The following is a 20,414-nucleotide window of genomic DNA, read 5'->3' as shown; positions in this document are numbered from 1 at the left end:
AACTTAACTGTAAGATGCCTGTAATTGTATTGATTAAATGGCTCTTAATAACAAGCAAAGTCAGATTTTAGAATTAATTTTTACAAATCCTATACCATCTAATATTCTTTGGAAAGATATTGAAAGTTTATTCATAGCTCTAGGCGCTGATATTACTCAAGGTAAAGGTTCGCGGGTTCGAGTGAAATTAAATGATGTGAAAGCTGTTTTTCACGAACCGCATCCTCAAAATGAGACAGATAAAGGAGCAGTCAAATCTGTTAGAGAATTTTTGATTAAGGCAGGAATTGAAATATGATGACTTATAACGGATACACAGCTAGTGTAGAAGTAGATGTAGAGGCGGGAATACTTTTTGGTCAAGTCCTAGATATTAATGACGTGATTACCTTTAAGGCAAAAACTGTAGATGAAGCGCGTCAAGAATTCCAAAATTCTGTTGATGATTATCTTGCTTTTTGCAAAGAACTAGGAGAGGAGCCTGATAAACCATTCTCTGGTAAACTTCCATTCCGCACAACTCCAGAACACCACCGCAAAATATTTATTGCTGCTAAAAAGGCTGGCAAAAGCATAAATGCTTGGATGGATGAAATCTTAACTGTTGCTGCGGATAAAGTAATCAATACCTAGAGTCAACGATTCTAAATATCTTTTTTGCGAAAGTACGATAGCTTTGGGTAGTTTGCGGAGTGGGATTTTGACAGTGTGAGGTGCGTTAGCGTAGCTTACCGTAGGCATCGCTCACTCTTGGACAACAAGCGATGTCTAACGACAAGCCGAAGAAGCATCTACGCTTTGTTTTTGAGGTTTTCTGCAAAGCGATCGCTGCATACAGTTTGGGATAATGCTGAGGATGATGTCTATGCGAAGCTACTCTAAATGAATATTCAAGTTTAAATTTTTCTATGGATGCCTTAATTATCAGCTTTGCTCCTGTTCTCCAAATAACAGATGAGCAATTTTTCCACTTATGTCAGATAAATGAATTAATCAGATTTGAGCGTAATGCTGATGGCACATTGCTACTAATGCCTCTAGTCGGAGGTTTAACTAGCAACCGCAATGCTAATTTAACTGCTCAACTTGGAGTGTGGAATCGTGATGAGTTACTAGGCATAGCTTTTGGTTCTTCGGTTGGGTTTATTTTACCAAATGGGGCAGTTCGTTCTCCTAATGCATCTTGGTTAAAACGTGACAGATGGGATTCTCTCACACAGGAGCAAAAAGAGAGATTTCCGCCTATATGTCCTGATTTTGTCGTGGAATTGCGTTCTGATACTGATTGTTTAATAAGGCGACAAAATAAAATGCAAGAGTACCAAGACAACGGTACTAGATTAGGTTGGTTAATTGATTTAGAGATTCGGCAAGTAGAAATTTATCGCTCTGGTAGAAATGTTGAAGTGCTGCAATCTCATGCTAGTTTATTAGGAGAAGATGTGCTACCAGAATTTGTGCTTAATCTTAAAGATATCTGGTGAATTGATTAAAATACAAAGTGCGATGTTTAACGACAAGCTGCTACACGTCTACGCTTTGTTTTTGAGGTTTTTTGGTAAAGCGATGCCTTCTCTACGAGACGCTACGCGAACGGCGGGCTTTCCTGCGGAACGCTACGCGTAGCTTGCTTCCCCGCAAAGGTACGCCTACGCTTTTAAGAATGTGCGAAGTTCTTAGGCGTAACCCGTCGTAGACATCACTCTAATCTTTTACAACACGCGATCTCGCTCACAGATTTGTTATGAAGCTTTGAGACTGTCAAATTGTCAATGGCAGCGTTCAATTTGATGGATAAAATCTTCTCCGTTATATTTGAGATATATCATTTGAGATATATCAGTCGCTTACTTTTCCTCCAAATTAATCAGTATGGACATCACAGCTACTTTGAATGAGATTGCAACTCTGAGTCTTGAAGATAGAATCCGTATTGTGCAGGTAATTTGGGATAGCATCGCAGCCGAGCAAGTTTACCCTGGTTTAACCGATGCACAGAAGCAAGAACTTGATCGTCGAATAGCTGATTATGATTCAAATCCAGACAATGTGCTGACTTGGGAGGAAATCAAAGCGTCAATTAAAGGACAGCAATGAATTATGTCCTAGTATTTCGCCCAGAAGTTCAAGAAGAACTCAATGAAGCGTACAGTTGGTACGAGAGCCAGAAACCTGGTCTGGGCGACGAGTTTTTAGACTGTGTAAACGAGACGGTGAATCTAATTTGCCAGATGCCAGAATCTTATGCAGTTGCCTACCGTGATATTCGACGAGCAATAGTACGACGATTTCCTTATGCTGTGTACTATCGAATTGTTTCAAGTCGAGTGATTGTCACAGCAATTTTTCATGGTCGCAGAGATCCAAAATCGTGGCAAACGCGAACCTAACACTGCAATCCAGTGGACAGACAAAAGCCGCTATGCGTCTATGCTTTGTTTTTAAAGTTTTCTGAAAGGCGATCGCTCTTCCAGAACAAATGATCGCTTTGTTTTTAAGGTTTTCTACAAGGCGATCGCATTTGCTATTTCGGCGACAGCATTTGCTATTTCGGCGATCGCATTTGCTATTTCGGCGATCGCATTTGTTACTTCGGCGATCGCATTTGCTACTTCGGCGATCGCATTTGCTACTTCGGCGATCGCATTTACTATTTCGGCGATCACTTATGGTGCTTCACCAAAGAAAGTGGCTTACTGACTTGGGGATACTGTTCAGACAGTGCTTATGTACTACTGTCACCCAGATGTTACCAAGTCAGAAGCCCCAGATTTTTAAGACTACTCATTTGCTACTCAAAAATCGCTCAAAACCCTTTACGAAAGCGATTATTGTACTTGTTGTATGGGAAAAGCACCAGGTTGTACAGCTACGTTAAGATTCTGCCCATTCCGACGTAATTCCATCCGTAAATCGCCCCCGACTTGGCTATTTTCTACTGCCTTTTGGACACTGCTGGCATCTGTGACTGGTTGTCCGCCAAGTTTTTGGATCACATCACCAGCACGTATTCCTGCTTTAGCAGCTGGCGAATTTGGCACAACTTTTACAACTAATACACCTTTATCTTCATTCACACTCAAACCGCTATTGGGATCTGAGTTGATATTTTGTTTTAGCTGAGGCGTTAACCCTACCATCTGAATTCCCAGGTAAGGATGTTCTACTTTGCCTGTAGCTATTAGTTGACTGGAAACGTGTTGTGCTGTGTTGATGGGAATAGCAAAACCTAATCCTTGTGCCCCCTGGATAATGGCTGTATTCATCGCAATCACCTGGCCACGGGAATTTAGCAGGGGTCCGCCGGAGTTACCGGGATTAATCGCTGCGTCGGTTTGAATATACTCTACTCGCTTATCGGGAGCACCGATTAGATTGCTACTGCGTCCGGTAGCGCTGATGATTCCGGTAGTTACTGTATTATCTAGGCCAAGGGGGTTGCCGATCGCGATCGCCCATTCTCCCGGTTGCAGTTGATCTGAGTTACCCAATGCTACTAATGGTAGATTGTCTGCTTGAATCTTGACAACAGCAACATCGGTCAACTCGTCTTTTCCTAACACCTTACCTTTAAAGCTACGTCCATCCTTGAGTGTTACTGTTACTGTATCAGCACCATCGACTACGTGGGCGTTGGTGAGAATACGACCATCGGCACTAATAATAAAACCTGAACCAGTACCCCGTTCTACCCGATTCTGTTGTTGTGGTAGTTGAGAACCAAAGAAGCGTTGGAAAAATGGATCGTTAAATTCATCTGGTATCTGGGTTTTTACGGTTCGGGAAGAGTCAATTCGTACTACAGCTGGCCCGACCTTTTTTACCACCTCTATAACAAAGTTAGGATCTGTGGCGGCTGGTAATGGAGGAGCAGCATTTACTCGACTCACTGCCAAATTAGATGCACTTTCAGACACCTGCTGAGGATGTCCAGCCATATAGCCGCCTGCTAATGTCATACCTGATCCCAGCAGCACCAACGATAGAGAGGCAGCAGCCTTTTTCCAGGGCGCTCGATTATGGTATTTGGCATCAGCAGTGTTATGTGAAATGCTATTTAATGGGTGTTCTCTGTCGCGAGATTCGTTTTGCATTGCTGTCTGGAAGGATATTTAAATGTATTACTAATGTAGATATGATTTGTGACAGTTTTGTTGCAGGGATATTGCGTTGTTGTGAAAGGTTTGGTATTTTACTTATCGCATTTTAACTCAACTTTATTGAAATATAGTCATTTGTAAGGGCGCACAGATGTGTGTCCCGATTGCGTGTTACCTCCATATCTGAAGGAATAAAATGGCACAGGGTAAAATCTTACTTAAGCCTGGAACTTTATGGACAAGTGTGAAAGAACAGACTGAATATGCTTTACAATGTGGGGCGTTGCTGTCGATACCGACGGAATTTGAATTTATCGAACAGGATAACGTGCGCTTTTTAGTGCGGATTTTGTCTAACCTGAATCGCAAAAAAGCAGCTAAGGAGAAACAGGAAAAACAATCTGCTACGTCTGGTCAAGAGTTTAATCCTTTTTTGCCCTACGAAAAGGATTTATTTGTAGCGGATATCTCCGATACCCATGTATGTATTTTAAATAAATTCAATGTTGTTGATTATCACCTGCTAATTATCACCCGTGCTTTCGAGGAACAGGAAAGCTTACTCACCCTGGAAGATTTTGCGGCCATGTGGGCGTGTTTGGCTGATTTCGATGGTTTAGCATTTTACAATAGTGGTAAAATCGCAGGTGCCAGTCAGCGACATAAGCACTTGCAATTAGTGCCGCTACCACTTGCACCTTCAGGCCCACAGATACCTATTGAACCTCTATTAACAGCAGCACAATTTCAGAACTCGAACACAATACCAAAACTTCCTTTTGTCCACGCTTTCGCACCCCTAAATTCCAATTGGGTGCAATCCCCATTCGCAGGGGGCCAAGCAACATTGGAAGTTTATCGCACTTTGCTACATGCTGTGGGTTTTGATGCAAGGCAATCTGGTGCTTATAATCTGCTAACGACACGAGAATGGATGTTAATCGTACCGCGATCGCAGGAGCATTTCCAATCTATCTCTGTAAATTCATTAGGATTCGCTGGTGCTTTGCTAGTACGGAATCCAGCAGAAATGGAGATTCTCAAAGCCCAAGGACCGATGACCATCCTCAAGAATGTGGCTGTATCCTATTAAGTTGGTGCGATGTCACATTTTCTTACGAGGGACTTCCAAGAAATAAATTAATCAACAAAAATCATAATCGGAAGGCGTTATTTCTTTAACTTATTATGACTTTATTCTCGAAGCTCTTTTCTATGCAGCTTCAATGTAAATTAATATTATAGACTCTCACTCTTTTGTATAAGAAAGATGTGACTAATGCATGACGCCAAGTTGCTCAAGCTTTGGGTGGGAAAGGTCTTCTTTTAATATTATGGTGAAAGGATATCGCTGAAATACACTAGCATTACCTTATGACAACAGCAGCCTAGCGCGGCTGATACGTACTGGGTACAAAGGTTGTTGGTTGGCATCAAGAATGAAGGCGCTGGCGTAAATCCGCTCTCCACCTGTCGAAGAAACCGCCGATCGCACGTACTTGTCACTGGGTATTACCAAAACACCAAAAGGAAAATAATGTCCGCATTTCAGTTTCTCTTGCTCGAAGCCAATCTAACGGATGCAGAAGTCGTGCAAGCCACGCTGAGAGAGGGCGGGATTGACTGTGAACTACTGCGGGTAGAGATTCGTGCTGATTTTATTAGAATACTGGAAACCAACGCCATAGACTTGATTTTGGCAGACTATGCCTTGTCTAATTTGGATGAAATTGCGGCACTAACGATCGCCCGTCGCCTACGTCCTGAGATACCGTTTATTTTCATCTCTGGCAGTTTGGGCGAAGAATTGGCGATTGAAGCGATCAAACAGGGCGCGACAGATTATGTACTCAAGCAACGCTTAGGGCGGTTAGTGTCATCGGTACAACGGGCATTGCAGTCAGCGCCGGAACTTGACAAAGATACCATTGATCGCAAACGCGCAGAAGAAGCCTTGCGCGAATCTGAAGAAAAATTCCGCACTTTTGTCAGTGCGGCTTCAGACATCATTTATGAAATGAGCGCAGATTGGCGCCAGATGCATTTCCTTAAAGGCAAAGAGTTTATCACCACAACTGAAAATCCGCGTCGCGATTGGACAGAAGCATACATTCCCGAAACCGACAAGCCGCAAGTTTGGGCGGCGGTAAACCGAGCGATCGCAACCCGCAGCAATTTTGAATTGGAACACCGCGTTATTCGGCTGGACGGCACAGTGGGCTGGACATTATCACGCGCCATTCCGCTGATCAACGAAACGGGCGAAATCGTCAAATGGTTCGGTGCGGCGAGCGACATCACCGAACGAAAACAAGCTTTATCAGCGTTGCGCCAATCGGAAGCAAAATATCGATCGCTGTTCGATTCGATTGACGAAGGCTTTTGCATTTTGGAATTGCTGTTTGATGACGAAGGCAACGCGGTTAATTGGATTTATCTGGAAACGAATCGGGCGTTCGAGGGGCAGACAGGCTTCGTGAACGCGGTCGGCAAGCGCATCAGCGAGTTGCAGCCAGACATGGAACGTTCGTGGTTCGAGCAGTTCGCCCGGATTGCGCGAACGGGCGAGCCGCTGCGCTTCATCGACCGGACGGAAGCGATGGACAGGTGGTATGACGTTTACGCTCTGCGCGTCGGCGCGGTGGGCGACAACCGCATCTCGCTTTTGTTCCGCGACATCACCGATCGCAAACGCCGCGAAGCGAATCTCGCTTTTTTAGCCAGCATTGAGACTGAATTCGCACGTTTCACGTCGTCGTCAGAAATTGCGAACGTCGCGGGCGATCGCATCGTCGAATACTTCAATCTTTCGCATTGTCTGCTGGTCGAAATTGATGATCAGACAACTGTGGCGACAGTTTTCCACGACCACAAAGCGGCAGATTTGCCGACTAAACTCGGCAATTACCTCATCCAGGATTTTCATACCGAGGCGGAAGTCGAGCAACTCGCCGCCGGACAACCGTTGGTGATCAACGACGCTCTGAGCGAACAGCACTCACAGGAAAACGCCGCGCGTTTCGAGGCGTTGGGCAATCGCTCTCTCGTCACCGCGCCATACCTCAGAGATGGACGCTGGAAATTTGCCTTGAGCGCACAAGACCGCGAGCCGCGCTTGTGGCGTCAGGATGAAATCGAATTTTTGCAGGAATTGGCGATGCGTGTTTCGCTACGCATCGAACGCGCCCGCGCAGAAGTTACGTTGCGCGAATCGGAAGAAAAATTCCGCGCTTTTCTCAGTGCGGCTTCGGACATCATTTATGAAATGAGCGCAGATTGGCGGGAAATGCGTTCTCTTGAAGGCAAAGAGTTTATCGCCACGACTGAAGATCCGCGCCGCGATTGGACAGAGGCCTACATTCCCGAAACCGACAAGCCGCGAGTTAGGGCGGCGATCAACCGCGCGATCGCAACCCGCAGCAATTTTGAATTGGAACACCGCGTTATTCGGTTGGACGGCACTGTGGGCTGGACGTTTTCCCGCGCCATTCCGCTGATCAATGAGGCAGGTGAAATCGTCAAATGGTTTGGTGCGGCGAGCGACATCACCGATCAAGTAGAAGCCGAAGCAGCCCTGCGCGAATCGGAAATTCAGCGAGTTCGAGAACAATCTGCCCGTGAACAAGAACGCCAACGCGCCGTTCGCGAAGCGGCACGAAGTGCAGATTTAGCAGAACTCGATCGCGCCAAAACCCTCTTCTTTAGCAACGTCAGCCACGAATTCCGCACGCCGTTAACGTTGATACTCGCTTCGGTGCAAGATGCCTTGAGCGATTCGGTAAATCCCCTAACTTCTTCACAACGGGAACGGCTAGAACTAGTACATCACAACAGCTTGCGTTTGCTGAAACTGGTCAATACCCTGCTCGACTTTTCCCGCATCGAAGCCGATCGCCTGAAGGCAAACTACGAACCCACCGACTTATCCACCTACACGGCAGAACTGGCAAGTGTTTTCCGCTCGGCGATTGAGAATGCCAATTTGCAGTTAGTTGTCGATTGTCCCCCCTTACCCGATCCCATTTACGTTGATCGCGAGATGTGGGAAAAGATTGTGTTGAATCTGCTTTCCAATGCCTTAAAATTTACCTTCGAGGGTATGATTTCTGTCTCGCTCAAATTCAACGCAAACACAGTTGAATTGATGGTCAGCGACACGGGCGTAGGTATTTCCGCTTCCGAACTGCCTCACCTGTTTGAGAGGTTCTATCAAGTCAAAGGCGCGAGGGGGCGCAGCTCTGAAGGCTCAGGCATTGGCTTGTCTCTGGTGCAGGAACTCGTCAAGCGGCACGGCGGCGCGATCGCGGTTACGAGCGCAGTAGACCAAGGCACAACCTTCACCGTCACCATCCCCACCGGAATCGCCCATCTACCCGCCGACCAAATTTGGGTTGCCTCTACACTGATATCGACGGCTGTAACGGCGAATGCTTTTGTTGAAGAAGCTTTGCGTTGGCTACCTGAAGAAAGCACAGAATTTCAAGCTCAGAGCTTGGAGATTAAGGCTCAAAGCTCAGAGATTAAGGCTCAAAGTTCAGAGATTAAGGCTCAAAGCTCAGAGGTTAAGGCTCAAAGTTCAGAGATTAAGGCTCAAAGCTCAGAGATTAAGGCTCAAAGTTCAGAGGTTAAGGCTCAAAGCCCAGAGATTAAGGCTCAAAGTTCAGAGGTTCAAGTTCAAAGCTCCAAGAGGGCGCGTATTCTCCTAGTAGATGACAACGCCGATATGCGCGGCTATCTTAAGCGGTTGTTAAGCCAGTACTATGAGGTAGAAACTGTAAATGACGGGTTAGCTGCACTGACTGCGATCCGGCGTGGTGGAAGTGCCATCTATGACTTGGTGTTAGCAGATGTGATGATGCCGAGAATGGATGGATTTGAGTTATTGCGATCGCTACGGACTTCACCAAATACCCAGACAATCCCGATTATTTTGCTCTCTGCTCGTGCTGGCGAAGAATCACGGGTGCAAGGTTTAGAAACTGGCGCAGATGACTACTTAATTAAACCCTTCTCGGCACGAGAATTGTTAGCGCGAGTCAATGCCAACCTCCAATTAGCACAACTGCGACGCGAAGCAGTCTACCGCGAACAGGTGATGCAGGCGGTACAAACACTCAATGAGCGCTTGGAGCAACAGGTGAAAGCGCGGACGGCTCAACTAGAAGCAATCAACCAAGAACTGGAGGCATTTTCTTCCTCAATATCCCATGACTTGCGAACGCCGCTACGCTACATCAGCAGCTTTGCCGAACAATTGCAAGGCAAGCTCAATGCAACTCTTGTCGATGCATCCAGTTTGCAGACTCTCAACATTATCACCAAATCTGCTCTTGAGACCGAAAAAATGGTAGACGACCTGCTGGAATTTTCCCACTTGGGGAAGACAGAAATGCATTTGACTACTGTTAATATCACTAAATTGGTGCAGCAGGTGCGAGAACAATTGCAGCCAGAACTAATCGGGCGATCGCTCCACTGGGAAATCGAGCCATTGGTAACGGTAGAAGGCGATCCGGCGCTGTTACGATCAGTACTGCAAAATTTGCTATCAAATGCCGTTAAGTACAGCCGCAATAACACCGAAGCCGCAATCACGATTGGTAGTATTGAACAGGAGCAAGAAGTGATTTTCTTTGTTAAAGATAATGGTGCAGGGTTCGACATGAAATACTGCGATCGACTATTTAGCATATTTCAACGGTTGCATCCCCAGGAACAGTTTCCTGGCACCGGAGTCGGGCTTGCCACTGTAAGGCGGATCATTCATCGACATGGCGGACGCATCTGGGCAGAAGGCGCAATCGACCAGGGCGCAACGTTCTACTTTTCTCTGCCAAAACGTAAGGTGTATTTATGAGAGGACTGCGGTTTCTTTTGCTCGAAGACAATCCCCTTGACGCAGAGGTAATACATCTCACCCTGACCGATGGCGGCGTTGAATGTGAACTGCTCCGGGTAGAAACTAGCGCTGAATTTGTGAAGGTATTAGAAACCAATGCATTTAATTTAATTTTGGCAGACTATACCTTGCCCGGTTTTGATGGGATTTCCGCTTTGAAAATTGCCCAGAAGCTTTGTCCTGACACGCCCTTTATTTTCGTCTCTGGCAGTATGGGCGAAGAATTGGTGATTGAAGCGCTGAAACTGGGAGCCACCGACTATGTGCTGAAGCGCAACTTACAGCGGTTGGTGCCTTGTGTCGAACGAGCGTTGCGGGAAGCCGAAGAAAAGCGCAATCGCCAAAGAGCCGAAAAAGCACTGCGCCGAAGCGAAGCCCGCTTACATCAAGTCGCGGCCAAACTGCCTCATGGCGCTGTGTTCATTGTGGATCGAGATTTGCGCTACCAGCTGGCAGAAGGTGAAGCGCTGGAGTGGGTCGGTATGAGTCCTGAAAACTTTGTCGGCAAAACACTCTGGGAAGCCCTCGGCCCAACGCTGGCAGCCAGCTACGAACCCTACTTGCGTCAAGCTTTCAATGGCGAATCGTTTAGCTTAGAGCATTACAGCCACGATCGCTACTATATCTCTCATGGCACACCCTTACGCAATGATCGCGGTGAAGTTGATGGTGTGCTGGCAATATCTTACGACATTACCAATCGCAAACAAACCGAAATCGCCCTCAAACAAAGTGAAACTCGCCTTCGGTTAATGGTGGCAAGTGCAAAAGAATATGCGATTTTCACCGTTGATCCCAAGGCTGTGATTACAAGCTGGAGTGCCGGTGCTGAACGCTTGTTAGGATATTCAGAAGCAGAAATAATTGGCTGTGACAGTCGTTGCCTTTACACCCCCGAAGACAACGCCCAAGACCGCGCTGGAAGGGAATTGCAGACCGCCCAAACTCAAGGACAGGCAGAAAATGAGTGCTGGCATATGCGAAAGGACGGTAGCCGCTTTTGGGGTAGTGGCTTTGTGATGCCCATACGTGAGGAAGCCGACGACGTGCAAGGATTTATCAAAATCATGCGCGATGTCACCTTACAGAGGCAAGCTGATGAACGCTTGCGGTTGCTCTATGACATCACCAGCGATCTCCTAGAGGTCGAGCAACCGATGACATTGATGCACAACCTATTTGGCAAACTCGCACCCCAGCTAGGGTTGGACTATTACTACAACTACATCGTCGAGTCAAAAGACAACCGCCCCAGACTGCATTTGCAAAACTATGAGGGCATTAGTCAAGAGATCATAGAGACGATCAAGTGGCTTGAGTTCGGTGAAGACCTTTGTGGATGGGTAGCTCAAGAACGACAGCAACTCGTTTTCGATCGCGCCCAAATTGCCACTCATCCTCATGCCCAAACCCACCGCGACCTGGGTGCCACCGTTTATGTCGGTCAACCGTTAATTGTCCAAGAACGGTTATTGGGAACCATCTGCTTTGCTAGCTGTACCCGCACTCGCTTTACCTCAGAAGAAATTGATTTGCTGCAATTGATGTCTGAGCAGATAGCGATCGCCCTTGACCGAGCCAACCTAATTGTCTCGATTCAGCAACACGCAGAACAGTTGCAACGAGCGAACCAGATTAAAGACGAGTTTTTAGCAGTGCTGTCTCATGAGTTGCGATCGCCCCTCAACCCCATCTTAGGCTGGACACAACTGTTGCAAAAAGGCAAGCTCAATGCCGCCCGTCAACGCGAAGCACTAATAACGATCGAGCGCAACGCCAAACTGCAATCACAATTAATTGAAGACTTACTCGACATTTCGCGGATTATGCGGGGTAAGCTGTCCTTAACAGTGGCTCCCCTTAATTTAATCTCTGTGATTTCTGCTGCCCTGGAAACGGTGCGTTTAGCAGCAGAAGCAAAGAATATTGACTTACGGATTGATCTTGATCCGACTGCACCTATCTCTGGTGACGCTGCCCGCTTGCAGCAAGTGGTGTGGAACTTGCTTACCAATGCCGTCAAATTTACACCAGATAATGGACAAGTAATCATTGAATTAAGGCAAATTGCAGGGCAGGCTCAGATCCGGGTGATCGATACAGGCATTGGCATTCAACCGGAATTTATACCACATGTGTTTGAGTATTTCCGGCAAGAGGATAGCTCGACGACACGCAGATTTGGTGGCTTGGGTTTGGGATTGGCGATCGTCCGCCAAATTGTAGAACTGCACGGTGGCACAGTCAAGGCAGAAAGCTTGGGTGAGAATCAGGGTGCAACCTTTATAGTTCAAATACCTATCTTGGCTCAGTCAGCACTAATTGTACTTGACTCAGCCGACGCTGAAACATCAAGCGTAGAAACTCCCTTAAGCAATCTGCAAATTTTGCTCGTGGATGATGATAGTGATACGCGCAAGTTTGAAGCATTTTTGCTAGAACAAAATGGCGCAAAGGTGACAGCCGTAGCATCTGGGCTAGAAGCATTGCAAGTACTTGATAGTTTCATTCCTGATGTAATTGTGAGTGATATCGGCATGGCTGATATGGATGGCTATATGCTGATTGGGCAGATTCGTTCACGCCCACCCAATCAAGGAGGAACGATTCCGGCGATCGCGCTTACCGCTTATGCCGCAGATATTGACCAACAAAAAGCACTGACTGCTGGGTTTCAAGCTCACATTACCAAGCCATTAGAAGCAGAGGAGTTAGTCAGGAAGATTCTAAACCTGCTAGAACACAACTAATACCAATTCAAAATTCAAAATAAAGAATCAAGATATAGCAATGACTTCCTGCACAAGAGCCTCTATTTGATGGGTGTTAATTTTCTCTCTAAATCAAATAAGAAGCCGTGGATATATTCCTCAGTCCATTCGGCACCATAGAAGCGTTTGAACATCCCTCGTGCTGGGTCTTTTTCAGCCCGATATCGCAGGTATCGCAGTTGGGCTTGCTCAATGGCTGCTAAATTTTGGGAATCTGTTACAGCTTCTGCCTGCTCTACAAAATCCAGATAAGCTTTCAAATAGTCTTTGAAAGCGGCAAACACCTGAGTTTCTACTACAGCCGTTTCTTGGGGACGAGTCCACAGGAAAGCAGGAGAGAAAAAGGGCCGTGCTTCTTCTGGAAAATCTCCTCCCCAAGATAGATGCTGTTGATGGCCGTGAAAAATCGGCAGAATTGGTTCGGTATATTTTGCCTGATATGCTGGATCATCGCGAAATAGGGGCTGCATATCCAAAGCAATTAAATGTCCTCCTGGCAATGTCACCAGATCCGCTCCAAAAAAGGGTAAATCGTAGTTGAGTTGGGGGAAGATCACAAAATTCAGCACTTGCAGCGAATTACCACCTTGTACATGAGCTGCACGAATTTGGCGCAATTTTACCGTTTGAAAAGCATAACTGGTGGTGACAACCTCTTCCTGATTCTTTCCCTTGCCCACAACAGCGCTCTTAGACTCAAACCCAGTGGGGATAGGATAAGGTTGTAAATCCAAGCGCGATCGCATGTAGGCGATCGCATAATCGAGAAATGGTTGATATAGTGTCACGTCGCTTCGCTCCGAATTCAAAATTCAAAATTCAAAATTCAAACATTTTTAATCCCCAATGCCCATTTTCATTTGGTCATCTTTTGCTGCCACTAACTGCTAGGGGAACAGCATCTTCAAATAAGAATTCATGGAGAAAACGCTCTGCCCATTCATGACCAAAGTAACTGCTAAACAAACCAGATGCTGGATCGCGGTCTGCACTATATTGGTCATAGTCTTTTTGGGCTTTGACAATCCGCTTGATATCTTCCTCTTCTTGGAGCGGTTGGGCATCTGCTAGCATTTGCCAATACAAGTCTAAATAATCCTGAAAAGCTTCAAATACTCGTGTTGCCACAGTTTGGGGATCTGTTTTGGCAAACAATAGATATTTAGAAAAATACTGGTTAGCATCGTAAAACTTCATTTCTAAATTTTGCGCCAAATCCGGATATTTATCATGGAGAGATTTTAACGGAACTATATATTTTTTTTGATAATCTTCATCCTGAAATAAAGGCTGAAAGTCAAGCACAATCAAGTTTTTTACTTTACCAAAAGATAAAAAGTCAATTCCTAACAGAGGTAGATCGTAGTGATGACTAGGATAAATTACGCTGTTAAAAATTTGGGCGCTTTCCCCAGCATCAATGTAGGTATAGCGAATCTTCCGCAACTCTTGACATTGGTGACACCTACTGCGGATAGTTGCTGGGTTTCTGCCGCGATCGCTAACTTTGAATTCCAAACCAGGGGGAATAACCCTACTTTGTAAATCAAACCGCTGAAATAGCTCTTTTTCTAAAAATTCCAGGAAAGGCTTATACATGGAGCATGATTTGTTAACCCTTGCATGAAAATAAGTGATGGCAATCATGCACGTCTCATTTATGAGAAACAAAGCAACATTCCTTAATGGGCATTGGGGATTGGGCATTGGGCATTGAAAAACTCTTTTCTATTCCCTATTCCCTACTCCCTACTCCCTACCTAGCATGATTCCAACTGATCATTTTTTCCAAGACATCTTGGGAAACACAGCGACGCTCAGAACAATAAGTCATCAAGTTGACTCCGTTCATCATTCGCACCGTACTCACCCTGACGCGAAAATCATCCGTAACAAACCAACAACGTTCTTGACCTTGGTTATTGTCATAGTCAGTATCAATCGTCAAGACTCCATCATCAGCAAACTGATACCGACTCACAACTGGAATACTCTCGACATAGCCTTGGTTGCGGATCAGTTTTCCAGACCGCCTCGTTTCGTCGGGTACATCAACTAAAATGGCGGCATTATCGATATTAGGTAGCCTGGTGTCTAGGTTAGCCTGCCATGCAAAGCTAGCACCGCTTGTAGCTTTAGTAGGGTCTATCCCTTGGGCTGTACAGACTTCTTGGACTTTAGGATCATCCTTTTTCATGACTTTAATAATCAAATTTGATTCCCCCGACTCATCCGCCGCCGAGTCAAAATGATGAACGGAGCGTTCCGTAAACCATGTTCCCTCACTTTTACGGAAGAAGTCGATCATAGTCAAGGGTGGTATTAAATGCATGTGTTTTGAAACCTCGTTTTTTAAAAGTTAGGAGTTTTGAGCAAAGCCGGAGACGTTTCCATTGCTCCAGTGAGGAACTAGGAATCAAATTTTGGCGTTACTGAATACTGAGTGAGAAGATGAAGTCCCGATATAGCTAAAGTGTAGAATAACTCCAAAAGTCATATTTTAATCAGCTGATGACAAATAGTGAAATTCAACTTATTACTAGCGAACGCCCCAGTCCAACTCCTGAAATCTTAACAGCCCTGAAAGCTGGAATCGCTCTAGATGGGGTAGATTTGTACCAATTCAATTTAAAGGAAGTCGATTTACAACAAGCTAACTTGAGTAAAGCCAAGCTATTAGGAGCTGATCTGGGTGAGGTAATCTTGAGTGATGCAAATCTGAGTGGGGCAGATTTGCGAGGCGCTAATCTGCGAGGAGCCGATTTGAGTAGAGCTAATTTGCAGGGAGCCTATTTAAACCGTGCTGATCTCCAGCAAGCGAATCTTAGTGGCGCAAATTTGGAGGGAGCCAAACTCCAAGTAGCGCGTTATGATACACAAACGAAATGGCCCCAAGAATATAACTACAAAGCTTCTGGAGCGGTGGGGCCAGGTGCTAATCTTAATGGTGCTTTTCTGAATACAGCTTCTTTACGAAACGCAGATTTACAAGGCGCTAATCTGCGTGGAGCCTACCTGAGTGGTGCTGACTTGACAGGAGCTAATTTGCAAGGTGCAGCTTTAAGTGGCGCTGACCTGACGAAAGCTTATTTAACAGGGGCTTGCTTGCGGAATGCTCGATTGACTGGAGCTAATTTGCAGGATACAGACCTGCGAGCAACTGACCTCAGTGATGCAGAGATGGAGCATCTTCAAAGTATCGCTGGAGCAGATTTTACTCTTGTCCAAGGACTCACAGAAGCAACTAAAGCCATGCTTTGCAGCCGTCCACATTCAGAACTCGACGCTTGGAACGCTTACACCCGCACAACAACTCGTGAGAGTTTGAATGCTTGACTGTGCCAATTTTAGATTTTAGGTGCAAGCCGCGCTCCTTGTGAGCAAAATAAATCCAAAATTGTTTGACCAGTTGTTCTATAGGGAGTTTACAACGGCTGCCAGTTCTTTTTCAGGAGCGCTAAAAATGTAGCATATCCTTCGGAAAAACCGGGCGGATCAGGTAGAACATATTGTGGAAATTCTTTATACGATCGCCAAGGTTCTGAAGCATTATGCCGCAAATGTAAGGCAGATTCTGAGGAACCTGGTAATCGCCAAGTCATTTGACCAGTTGGGATATCAGTCACAAATGTCTCCTCATCTCGAAAAAGTTAATTTTTTATTCCAGATTTTGGCAGATTAACCGGATATTTTGGGCAAATTTAAGGTATAATCAAGATATTTACTATTAAGTTTTCTGACCAGATTGCGAACAAAACTATATTGCTAGTGTGGCAACAAGTCTTCTAAAGCAGCTCCGACAACTCGGTGATCCTCATCCTGTCTGAGTTGGTTCAGGGTTGCTTTTGCTTGTGGCTGGTCAAATCGTTTCAGGGCATAACAAACTCGCACGCGCATCCGCCAAGATTGATCATTCACCAACGTTAGTATTTGGGATAATGCCGCAGTCTGTTGGCTAGAATCAGCTAGTAAGCCGAGTCCATCAACAGAGGATTCCTGAACTGTGAAATCTTCATCTTTTAAACCCTGAACGCAGATATCAAATAGTTCTTCAGGGCAATCCATTTCGGCGATCGCCGCCAAAATGCTCCGCTTAACTAGCCAGTGGTCATCCTGATAAAATGCCATAACTAGATGAGAAACTGCGATTCTGCCAAATAGTGATAAAGAATTTGCCGCCTCAGCTCGCACATTGGGGGTATCGTCGAATTTCATAATTTGCATCAAAGCAGCAAAAGATTCCGCTGATTGTTGATTACCCAAACCCCTTGCCACAAAAGTACGCACCAAAAATTCTGAGTCATGAAGTTTACTGGTTAACAGAGGAACAGCAACTTCTGATTCATAATTATTCAGGGCAGCGATCGCCTTCAGACGATAATGAAAATCTGGGTTCTTCAGTTCAGCTTGAATTTTATCGATTTCCATAGGTGCATTTGGTAGAGCTATTCTTTACTTTATTTTACAGATGTCACCAAATGGCGATCGCATGATCACAAGATTAAATCAAGGGTATGGGAGATAGGTTATTCTCCTTGTCCCCCACTCCCCACTCCCCACTCCCCACGAATGACTCAATTAAGCGAAACCGTTAAAGAATTAATAGCCAAAGCTAGAATTATCAGCTTTGCTGAGTGGGAATCCCATCCAAAAGCAGCGATTATTATATTCCAAGCTGCGGACGATGCTTTTCGGTATCTGAGCGACGAAGATTTCTTGCAGATTAAAACCTTGTCACCTGATAATTCGGCCTTGATTCCTGTTGCTGTGTTGTTACGCGATCGCGCCGCCGAAATTGTTGATGAAGCTAGAGAGCAGGTTTTGACGACTTATCCCGAAGTTATCCAGCCTGGAGGAGGTCTTTATCCGCCGGAACGCGCCCAAGCTTGCTGGCGAGATTTTTGGCATTTTCTTCGCTGTATTACCTATGGCATAGCAGGCGGTCACACTGAGTATACCAGTCCTACAGGATTGCACTATATGAATTTGCTCTATCAGGAATTACAAGTTCCAAAAGATGCAATGGTATTAGGCTTAAAAAGTATTAAAGTTGCTAGTTTAAAGCGGTGTCAAGCCAATCAGCAAGAAATTGCTCCCTATTTTGATCATTTAATTACCCAACTGGCTACTTTCCAAATTTAGTAGTCCTAAGTAAAAAGTTCTGAGCCAGCTCGCAGTTTGGTGCTGCCTCAAACCAAGCCTTTGCAAATTATGCGGATGCAACGAATGAACTAATGACTCAGCACTATTAATACTCCCAGTCAGAAGATTACTACAATACCATCACCTGTACGCCAGCCAATCAGATACTAAAAAAAAGCTAAAATTTCTCAAAGGTTCCTATTATTTAACTTAACAAATTTTAATAAATATGGCTTCAACATCGTATCAGAATGTGTAAGGGCACAATGATGTTAAAACTTAAATCATCAAAAGTAATAAGGATTTAAAGTCTCTATCGACTCTCCTTGATTACAACGATGTAAACTTTTTTAACATCTGCTGAATATCCTTCTGATAAATAAAATTTAGTTGTTAACTGGGAGATAGTTTGAATCGCTTTTGAACCAGCATCACGATTAGGGGTCGCTCTGTTTGAAGATGTCGCTCCTATTTATCTGTAGTGAAGTCGCTCTAATGAGGAAGTTAAAACCGTAATTAGAACTGTATACAAGCAAGTTCTAGGCAACGTTTTAATAGACAGTGAGCGGCAAGCCGTTCCTGAATCACAATTTAAACGGGGTGAAAATCAGCGTTCGCAACTTTGTGCGAGTCGTTGCTAAATCTTAGATTTACCGAGTGCGGTTTTTTGAAACCACTGCTTTCTATCGATTCATTGAACGTCTTCAGTCACTAATCCTCAGTGTTGATCATTCATCAAAAGTTAGCTAAAGCGATCGCTGATCTGGAGTTTGATCAATTGCGCCGTCAGTTGTCATATACGAACGATATTTAACACACTTTCACAAACTAAAGTTTTACAAAAGCTAGTCAGTAGCAAAAATAACTGATAACTGATGCGAAATTCCACCTCTATAAGGGGTAGGATGCTCGGAAATTTCATTTAAATCACGTTTTTAAGGAGATACTTAAATGTCACTTTGGGCTATTGATTCACCTAAGGTTGAACTGCGTCCAAACACAAGCGAAAGTGAATTACAAATACTGATTCGGGCCGTTTACAAACAGGTTTTGGGCAATGCTCACTTGTTGGAAAGTGAGCGACTAGCCACTATAGAATCGCAATTGCGCGATCGCAATATCAGCGTCCGCGAATTCGTCAACAGCGTTGCAAAATCAGAACTTTATCAATCGCTGTTTTTCAATTCTTCTTCCCAAAATCGGTTCATTGAACTGAACTTCAAACACTTGCTAGGACGTGCTCCAGCTGATCAGGCAGAAATTTCCGAACACGTCCGCATCTACAACGAACAGGGCTACGATGCTGAAATCGAATCCTATATCGATAGCGAGGAGTATCAGCAAAATTTTGGCGAGAATATTGTTCCTTATCCTTGCAGCACTAGCTCCCAAATAGGGATTAAAAATGTTACCTTTCGCACATTTACCTTATTAAGAGGAGTAGCTAGCAGCGATAGCGATCGCAAAGCCAAACTGATTAGCGATGTCGGTTCAAATCTACCCACATCCATCAAGGCTCCCGTTGCTAGTTATAGTGTAAGCAGCACTAGCAAACGCTTCTTGATTAAAGCAGTCAAAGGTGCAGCTAAGATTCCTAACCGTCTAGGCAAGCTCGAATATGTAGTTAACTACAACCAACTGTCTGGGCAAGTGCAAAACATTCATAGAACGGGCGGCAAAATCATCAGTATCACTGAAGTTGCTTAGATTTGTCTAAGTAGAGATGAAAAAGGGGCTGGATGCTGAGGATTGGGGGGAATAACTCCTAACTCAGCACTCAGAACCCCTTCAGGCGGTTGTGGTTAAGGAGGCTAGCATATAAACTGAGAAAATAACTACTTAACCAAGATATCTCTTGGATTGTAAGCTACTTTTAAAATCACTTTTTTAATGGAAATTACTGAATTCTTTGAACTTTCAATTGGACGATGGCGATCGCAGCGGAGCGGTCATCATTTAGCATTCGCCCACTTTGAACAAGTGCTGTCTACCATTGACATTGAGTCTCTATCCTTCAATGATCCGGCGGTGGTAGCAATCTGTGAATTGTATAAGATTGATCCCGCCAGTATCACCCACCCCTTTCGGATGACTTGGGAGGGTGAGTCAGACTGGGACGATAAAATAATCTCTGGTAGTACTGTGCTGGTGCCAATTCCCAATGTTGAAAATCCTTCTAGAGGCAAACTTTTGCGGGATCAGGGATATGCCGAAACAATCCCAGCAGTGGCTAAATATCACTTGAGTGAAGATGGTATTTTTACCCTACTGACAGAGTATGACCTCGCTGCTGCTGAGGAGCGAATTTGGTTTGCTAACCCAAATCTCCGATTTCGGGTAGCGACGATTAAAACCAGTGATGGTAAAGGTGTGACAACAGCTTCCTTTTCTTCAGAGATTCGCTCTTTGTCAAGTTCAACCAATTAGCAAAAATCAGGTTAAAACATAAAAGGATACAAGCTCCTAAATTTATTTATGGGCATTGTTAATTTTGAATTTTGA

At 44.9% G+C, this 20,414-nt stretch carries 21 protein-coding genes and 1 pseudogene; 14 read left to right on the top strand and 8 right to left on the bottom strand.

The window, feature by feature from the left end; all coding sequences use genetic code 11:
• Window positions 1–37 precede the first annotated feature (37 nt).
• From V7K46_RS04305 to V7K46_RS04285, 5 genes are all read left to right on the top strand, one after another.
• Window positions 38–298: a type II toxin-antitoxin system HicA family toxin gene (locus V7K46_RS04305; protein WP_335111392.1), complete on the top strand. Its 261-nt coding sequence runs from the start codon at window positions 38–40 to the stop codon at window positions 296–298.
• Window positions 298–633 (top strand): type II toxin-antitoxin system HicB family antitoxin, encoded by a 336-nt coding sequence (locus V7K46_RS04300; RefSeq protein ID WP_334970612.1) that lies wholly within the window; start codon window positions 298–300, stop codon window positions 631–633. The genes V7K46_RS04305 and V7K46_RS04300 overlap by 1 nt, the downstream gene beginning before the upstream one ends.
• A gap of 275 nt (window positions 634–908) precedes the next feature.
• Window positions 909–1,484, top strand: coding sequence for a Uma2 family endonuclease (locus V7K46_RS04295; protein ID WP_335111390.1), 576 nt, complete (start codon window positions 909–911; stop codon window positions 1,482–1,484).
• A 388-nt stretch (window positions 1,485–1,872) separates the two neighbouring features.
• Window positions 1,873–2,097, top strand: a complete 225-nt coding sequence (locus V7K46_RS04290) for an addiction module protein (RefSeq protein WP_335111388.1) — start codon at window positions 1,873–1,875, stop codon at window positions 2,095–2,097.
• Complete coding sequence (locus V7K46_RS04285; protein ID WP_335111386.1) at window positions 2,094–2,390, top strand: type II toxin-antitoxin system RelE/ParE family toxin; 297 nt, start codon at window positions 2,094–2,096, stop codon at window positions 2,388–2,390. Before V7K46_RS04290 ends, V7K46_RS04285 begins: the two co-directional genes overlap by 4 nt.
• A gap of 114 nt (window positions 2,391–2,504) precedes the next feature.
• Here the strand turns inward: V7K46_RS04285 and V7K46_RS04280 are convergent, their stop codons facing one another.
• Both V7K46_RS04280 and V7K46_RS04275 read right to left on the bottom strand, forming a co-directional pair.
• The gene (locus V7K46_RS04280) at window positions 2,505–2,666 is read right to left on the bottom strand and encodes a hypothetical protein (protein WP_335111384.1); all 162 of its coding nucleotides are present in this window, start codon (window positions 2,664–2,666) and stop codon (window positions 2,505–2,507) included.
• A gap of 162 nt (window positions 2,667–2,828) precedes the next feature.
• Window positions 2,829–4,094 (bottom strand): HhoA/HhoB/HtrA family serine endopeptidase, encoded by a 1,266-nt coding sequence (locus tag V7K46_RS04275; protein ID WP_335111382.1) that lies wholly within the window; start codon window positions 4,092–4,094, stop codon window positions 2,829–2,831.
• 202 nt (window positions 4,095–4,296) lie between these two features.
• Here V7K46_RS04275 and V7K46_RS04270 point away from each other — a divergent pair, with 202 nt between their 5' ends.
• On the top strand, window positions 4,297–5,193 hold the full coding sequence (locus V7K46_RS04270) for an ATP adenylyltransferase family protein (RefSeq protein ID WP_335111380.1): 897 nt from the start codon (window positions 4,297–4,299) through the stop codon (window positions 5,191–5,193).
• Between the two features lie 279 nt (window positions 5,194–5,472).
• On the opposite strand, the gene V7K46_RS04265 is transcribed toward V7K46_RS04270, so the two are convergent.
• Window positions 5,473–5,619 carry a hypothetical protein gene (locus V7K46_RS04265; RefSeq protein WP_335111378.1) on the bottom strand — a complete coding sequence of 49 codons (147 nt, stop codon included), beginning with the start codon at window positions 5,617–5,619 and terminating at the stop codon, window positions 5,473–5,475.
• 18 nt (window positions 5,620–5,637) lie between these two features.
• On the opposite strand from V7K46_RS04265, the pseudogene V7K46_RS31930 reads away from it, so the two are divergent.
• From V7K46_RS31930 to V7K46_RS04255, 3 genes and pseudogenes are all read left to right on the top strand, one after another.
• Window positions 5,638–6,402 (top strand): annotated as a pseudogene (locus tag V7K46_RS31930) (response regulator); the annotation flags it as partial.
• Window positions 6,403–6,426: 24 nt separating this feature from the next.
• Window positions 6,427–9,957 (top strand): ATP-binding protein, encoded by a 3,531-nt coding sequence (locus V7K46_RS04260; protein ID WP_442939803.1) that lies wholly within the window; start codon window positions 6,427–6,429, stop codon window positions 9,955–9,957.
• A complete protein-coding gene (locus tag V7K46_RS04255) occupies window positions 9,954–12,749 on the top strand; it encodes a response regulator (RefSeq protein ID WP_335111374.1) in 2,796 nt (931 codons plus the stop codon). Before V7K46_RS04260 ends, V7K46_RS04255 begins: the two co-directional genes overlap by 4 nt.
• A 62-nt stretch (window positions 12,750–12,811) precedes the next feature.
• On the opposite strand, the gene V7K46_RS04250 is transcribed toward V7K46_RS04255, so the two are convergent.
• From V7K46_RS04250 to V7K46_RS04240, 3 genes are all read right to left on the bottom strand, one after another.
• Window positions 12,812–13,558: a phycoerythrobilin:ferredoxin oxidoreductase gene (locus tag V7K46_RS04250; protein WP_335111372.1), complete on the bottom strand. Its 747-nt coding sequence runs from the start codon at window positions 13,556–13,558 to the stop codon at window positions 12,812–12,814.
• 76 nt (window positions 13,559–13,634) lie between these two features.
• Window positions 13,635–14,369 (bottom strand): 15,16-dihydrobiliverdin:ferredoxin oxidoreductase, encoded by a 735-nt coding sequence (locus V7K46_RS04245; RefSeq protein ID WP_335111370.1) that lies wholly within the window; start codon window positions 14,367–14,369, stop codon window positions 13,635–13,637.
• A gap of 157 nt (window positions 14,370–14,526) precedes the next feature.
• Entirely contained in the window at window positions 14,527–15,102 is a 576-nt protein-coding gene (locus V7K46_RS04240) for a phycobiliprotein lyase (protein ID WP_335111368.1), read from the bottom strand.
• Window positions 15,103–15,281: 179 nt separating this feature from the next.
• On the opposite strand from V7K46_RS04240, the gene V7K46_RS04235 reads away from it, so the two are divergent.
• Window positions 15,282–16,106 (top strand): pentapeptide repeat-containing protein, encoded by an 825-nt coding sequence (locus tag V7K46_RS04235; protein WP_335111366.1) that lies wholly within the window; start codon window positions 15,282–15,284, stop codon window positions 16,104–16,106.
• An 89-nt stretch (window positions 16,107–16,195) separates the two neighbouring features.
• Here the strand turns inward: V7K46_RS04235 and V7K46_RS04230 are convergent, their stop codons facing one another.
• Window positions 16,196–16,396, bottom strand: coding sequence for a hypothetical protein (locus V7K46_RS04230; RefSeq protein WP_273764011.1), 201 nt, complete (start codon window positions 16,394–16,396; stop codon window positions 16,196–16,198).
• A gap of 139 nt (window positions 16,397–16,535) precedes the next feature.
• Window positions 16,536–17,198, bottom strand: a complete 663-nt coding sequence (locus tag V7K46_RS04225; RefSeq protein ID WP_335111364.1) for a HEAT repeat domain-containing protein — start codon at window positions 17,196–17,198, stop codon at window positions 16,536–16,538.
• A gap of 141 nt (window positions 17,199–17,339) precedes the next feature.
• Here V7K46_RS04225 and V7K46_RS04220 point away from each other — a divergent pair, with 141 nt between their 5' ends.
• From V7K46_RS04220 to V7K46_RS04205, 4 genes are all read left to right on the top strand, one after another.
• Window positions 17,340–17,912, top strand: coding sequence for a phycobilisome protein (locus V7K46_RS04220; protein WP_335111362.1), 573 nt, complete (start codon window positions 17,340–17,342; stop codon window positions 17,910–17,912).
• Between the two features lie 515 nt (window positions 17,913–18,427).
• A complete protein-coding gene (locus V7K46_RS04215) occupies window positions 18,428–18,553 on the top strand; it encodes a hypothetical protein (RefSeq protein ID WP_335111556.1) in 126 nt (41 codons plus the stop codon).
• 310 nt (window positions 18,554–18,863) lie between these two features.
• Window positions 18,864–19,619 carry a phycobilisome rod-core linker polypeptide gene (locus V7K46_RS04210; RefSeq protein WP_335111360.1) on the top strand — a complete coding sequence of 252 codons (756 nt, stop codon included), beginning with the start codon at window positions 18,864–18,866 and terminating at the stop codon, window positions 19,617–19,619.
• Between the two features lie 183 nt (window positions 19,620–19,802).
• Window positions 19,803–20,339, top strand: coding sequence for a phycobiliprotein lyase (locus V7K46_RS04205; RefSeq protein ID WP_335111358.1), 537 nt, complete (start codon window positions 19,803–19,805; stop codon window positions 20,337–20,339).
• Window positions 20,340–20,414 lie beyond the last annotated feature (75 nt).

Source organism: Nostoc sp. (assembly GCF_036917395.1).
GTDB lineage: Bacteria > Cyanobacteriota > Cyanobacteriia > Cyanobacteriales > Nostocaceae > Nostoc.
This window is presented reverse-complemented; position numbering and strand designations above follow the sequence as displayed.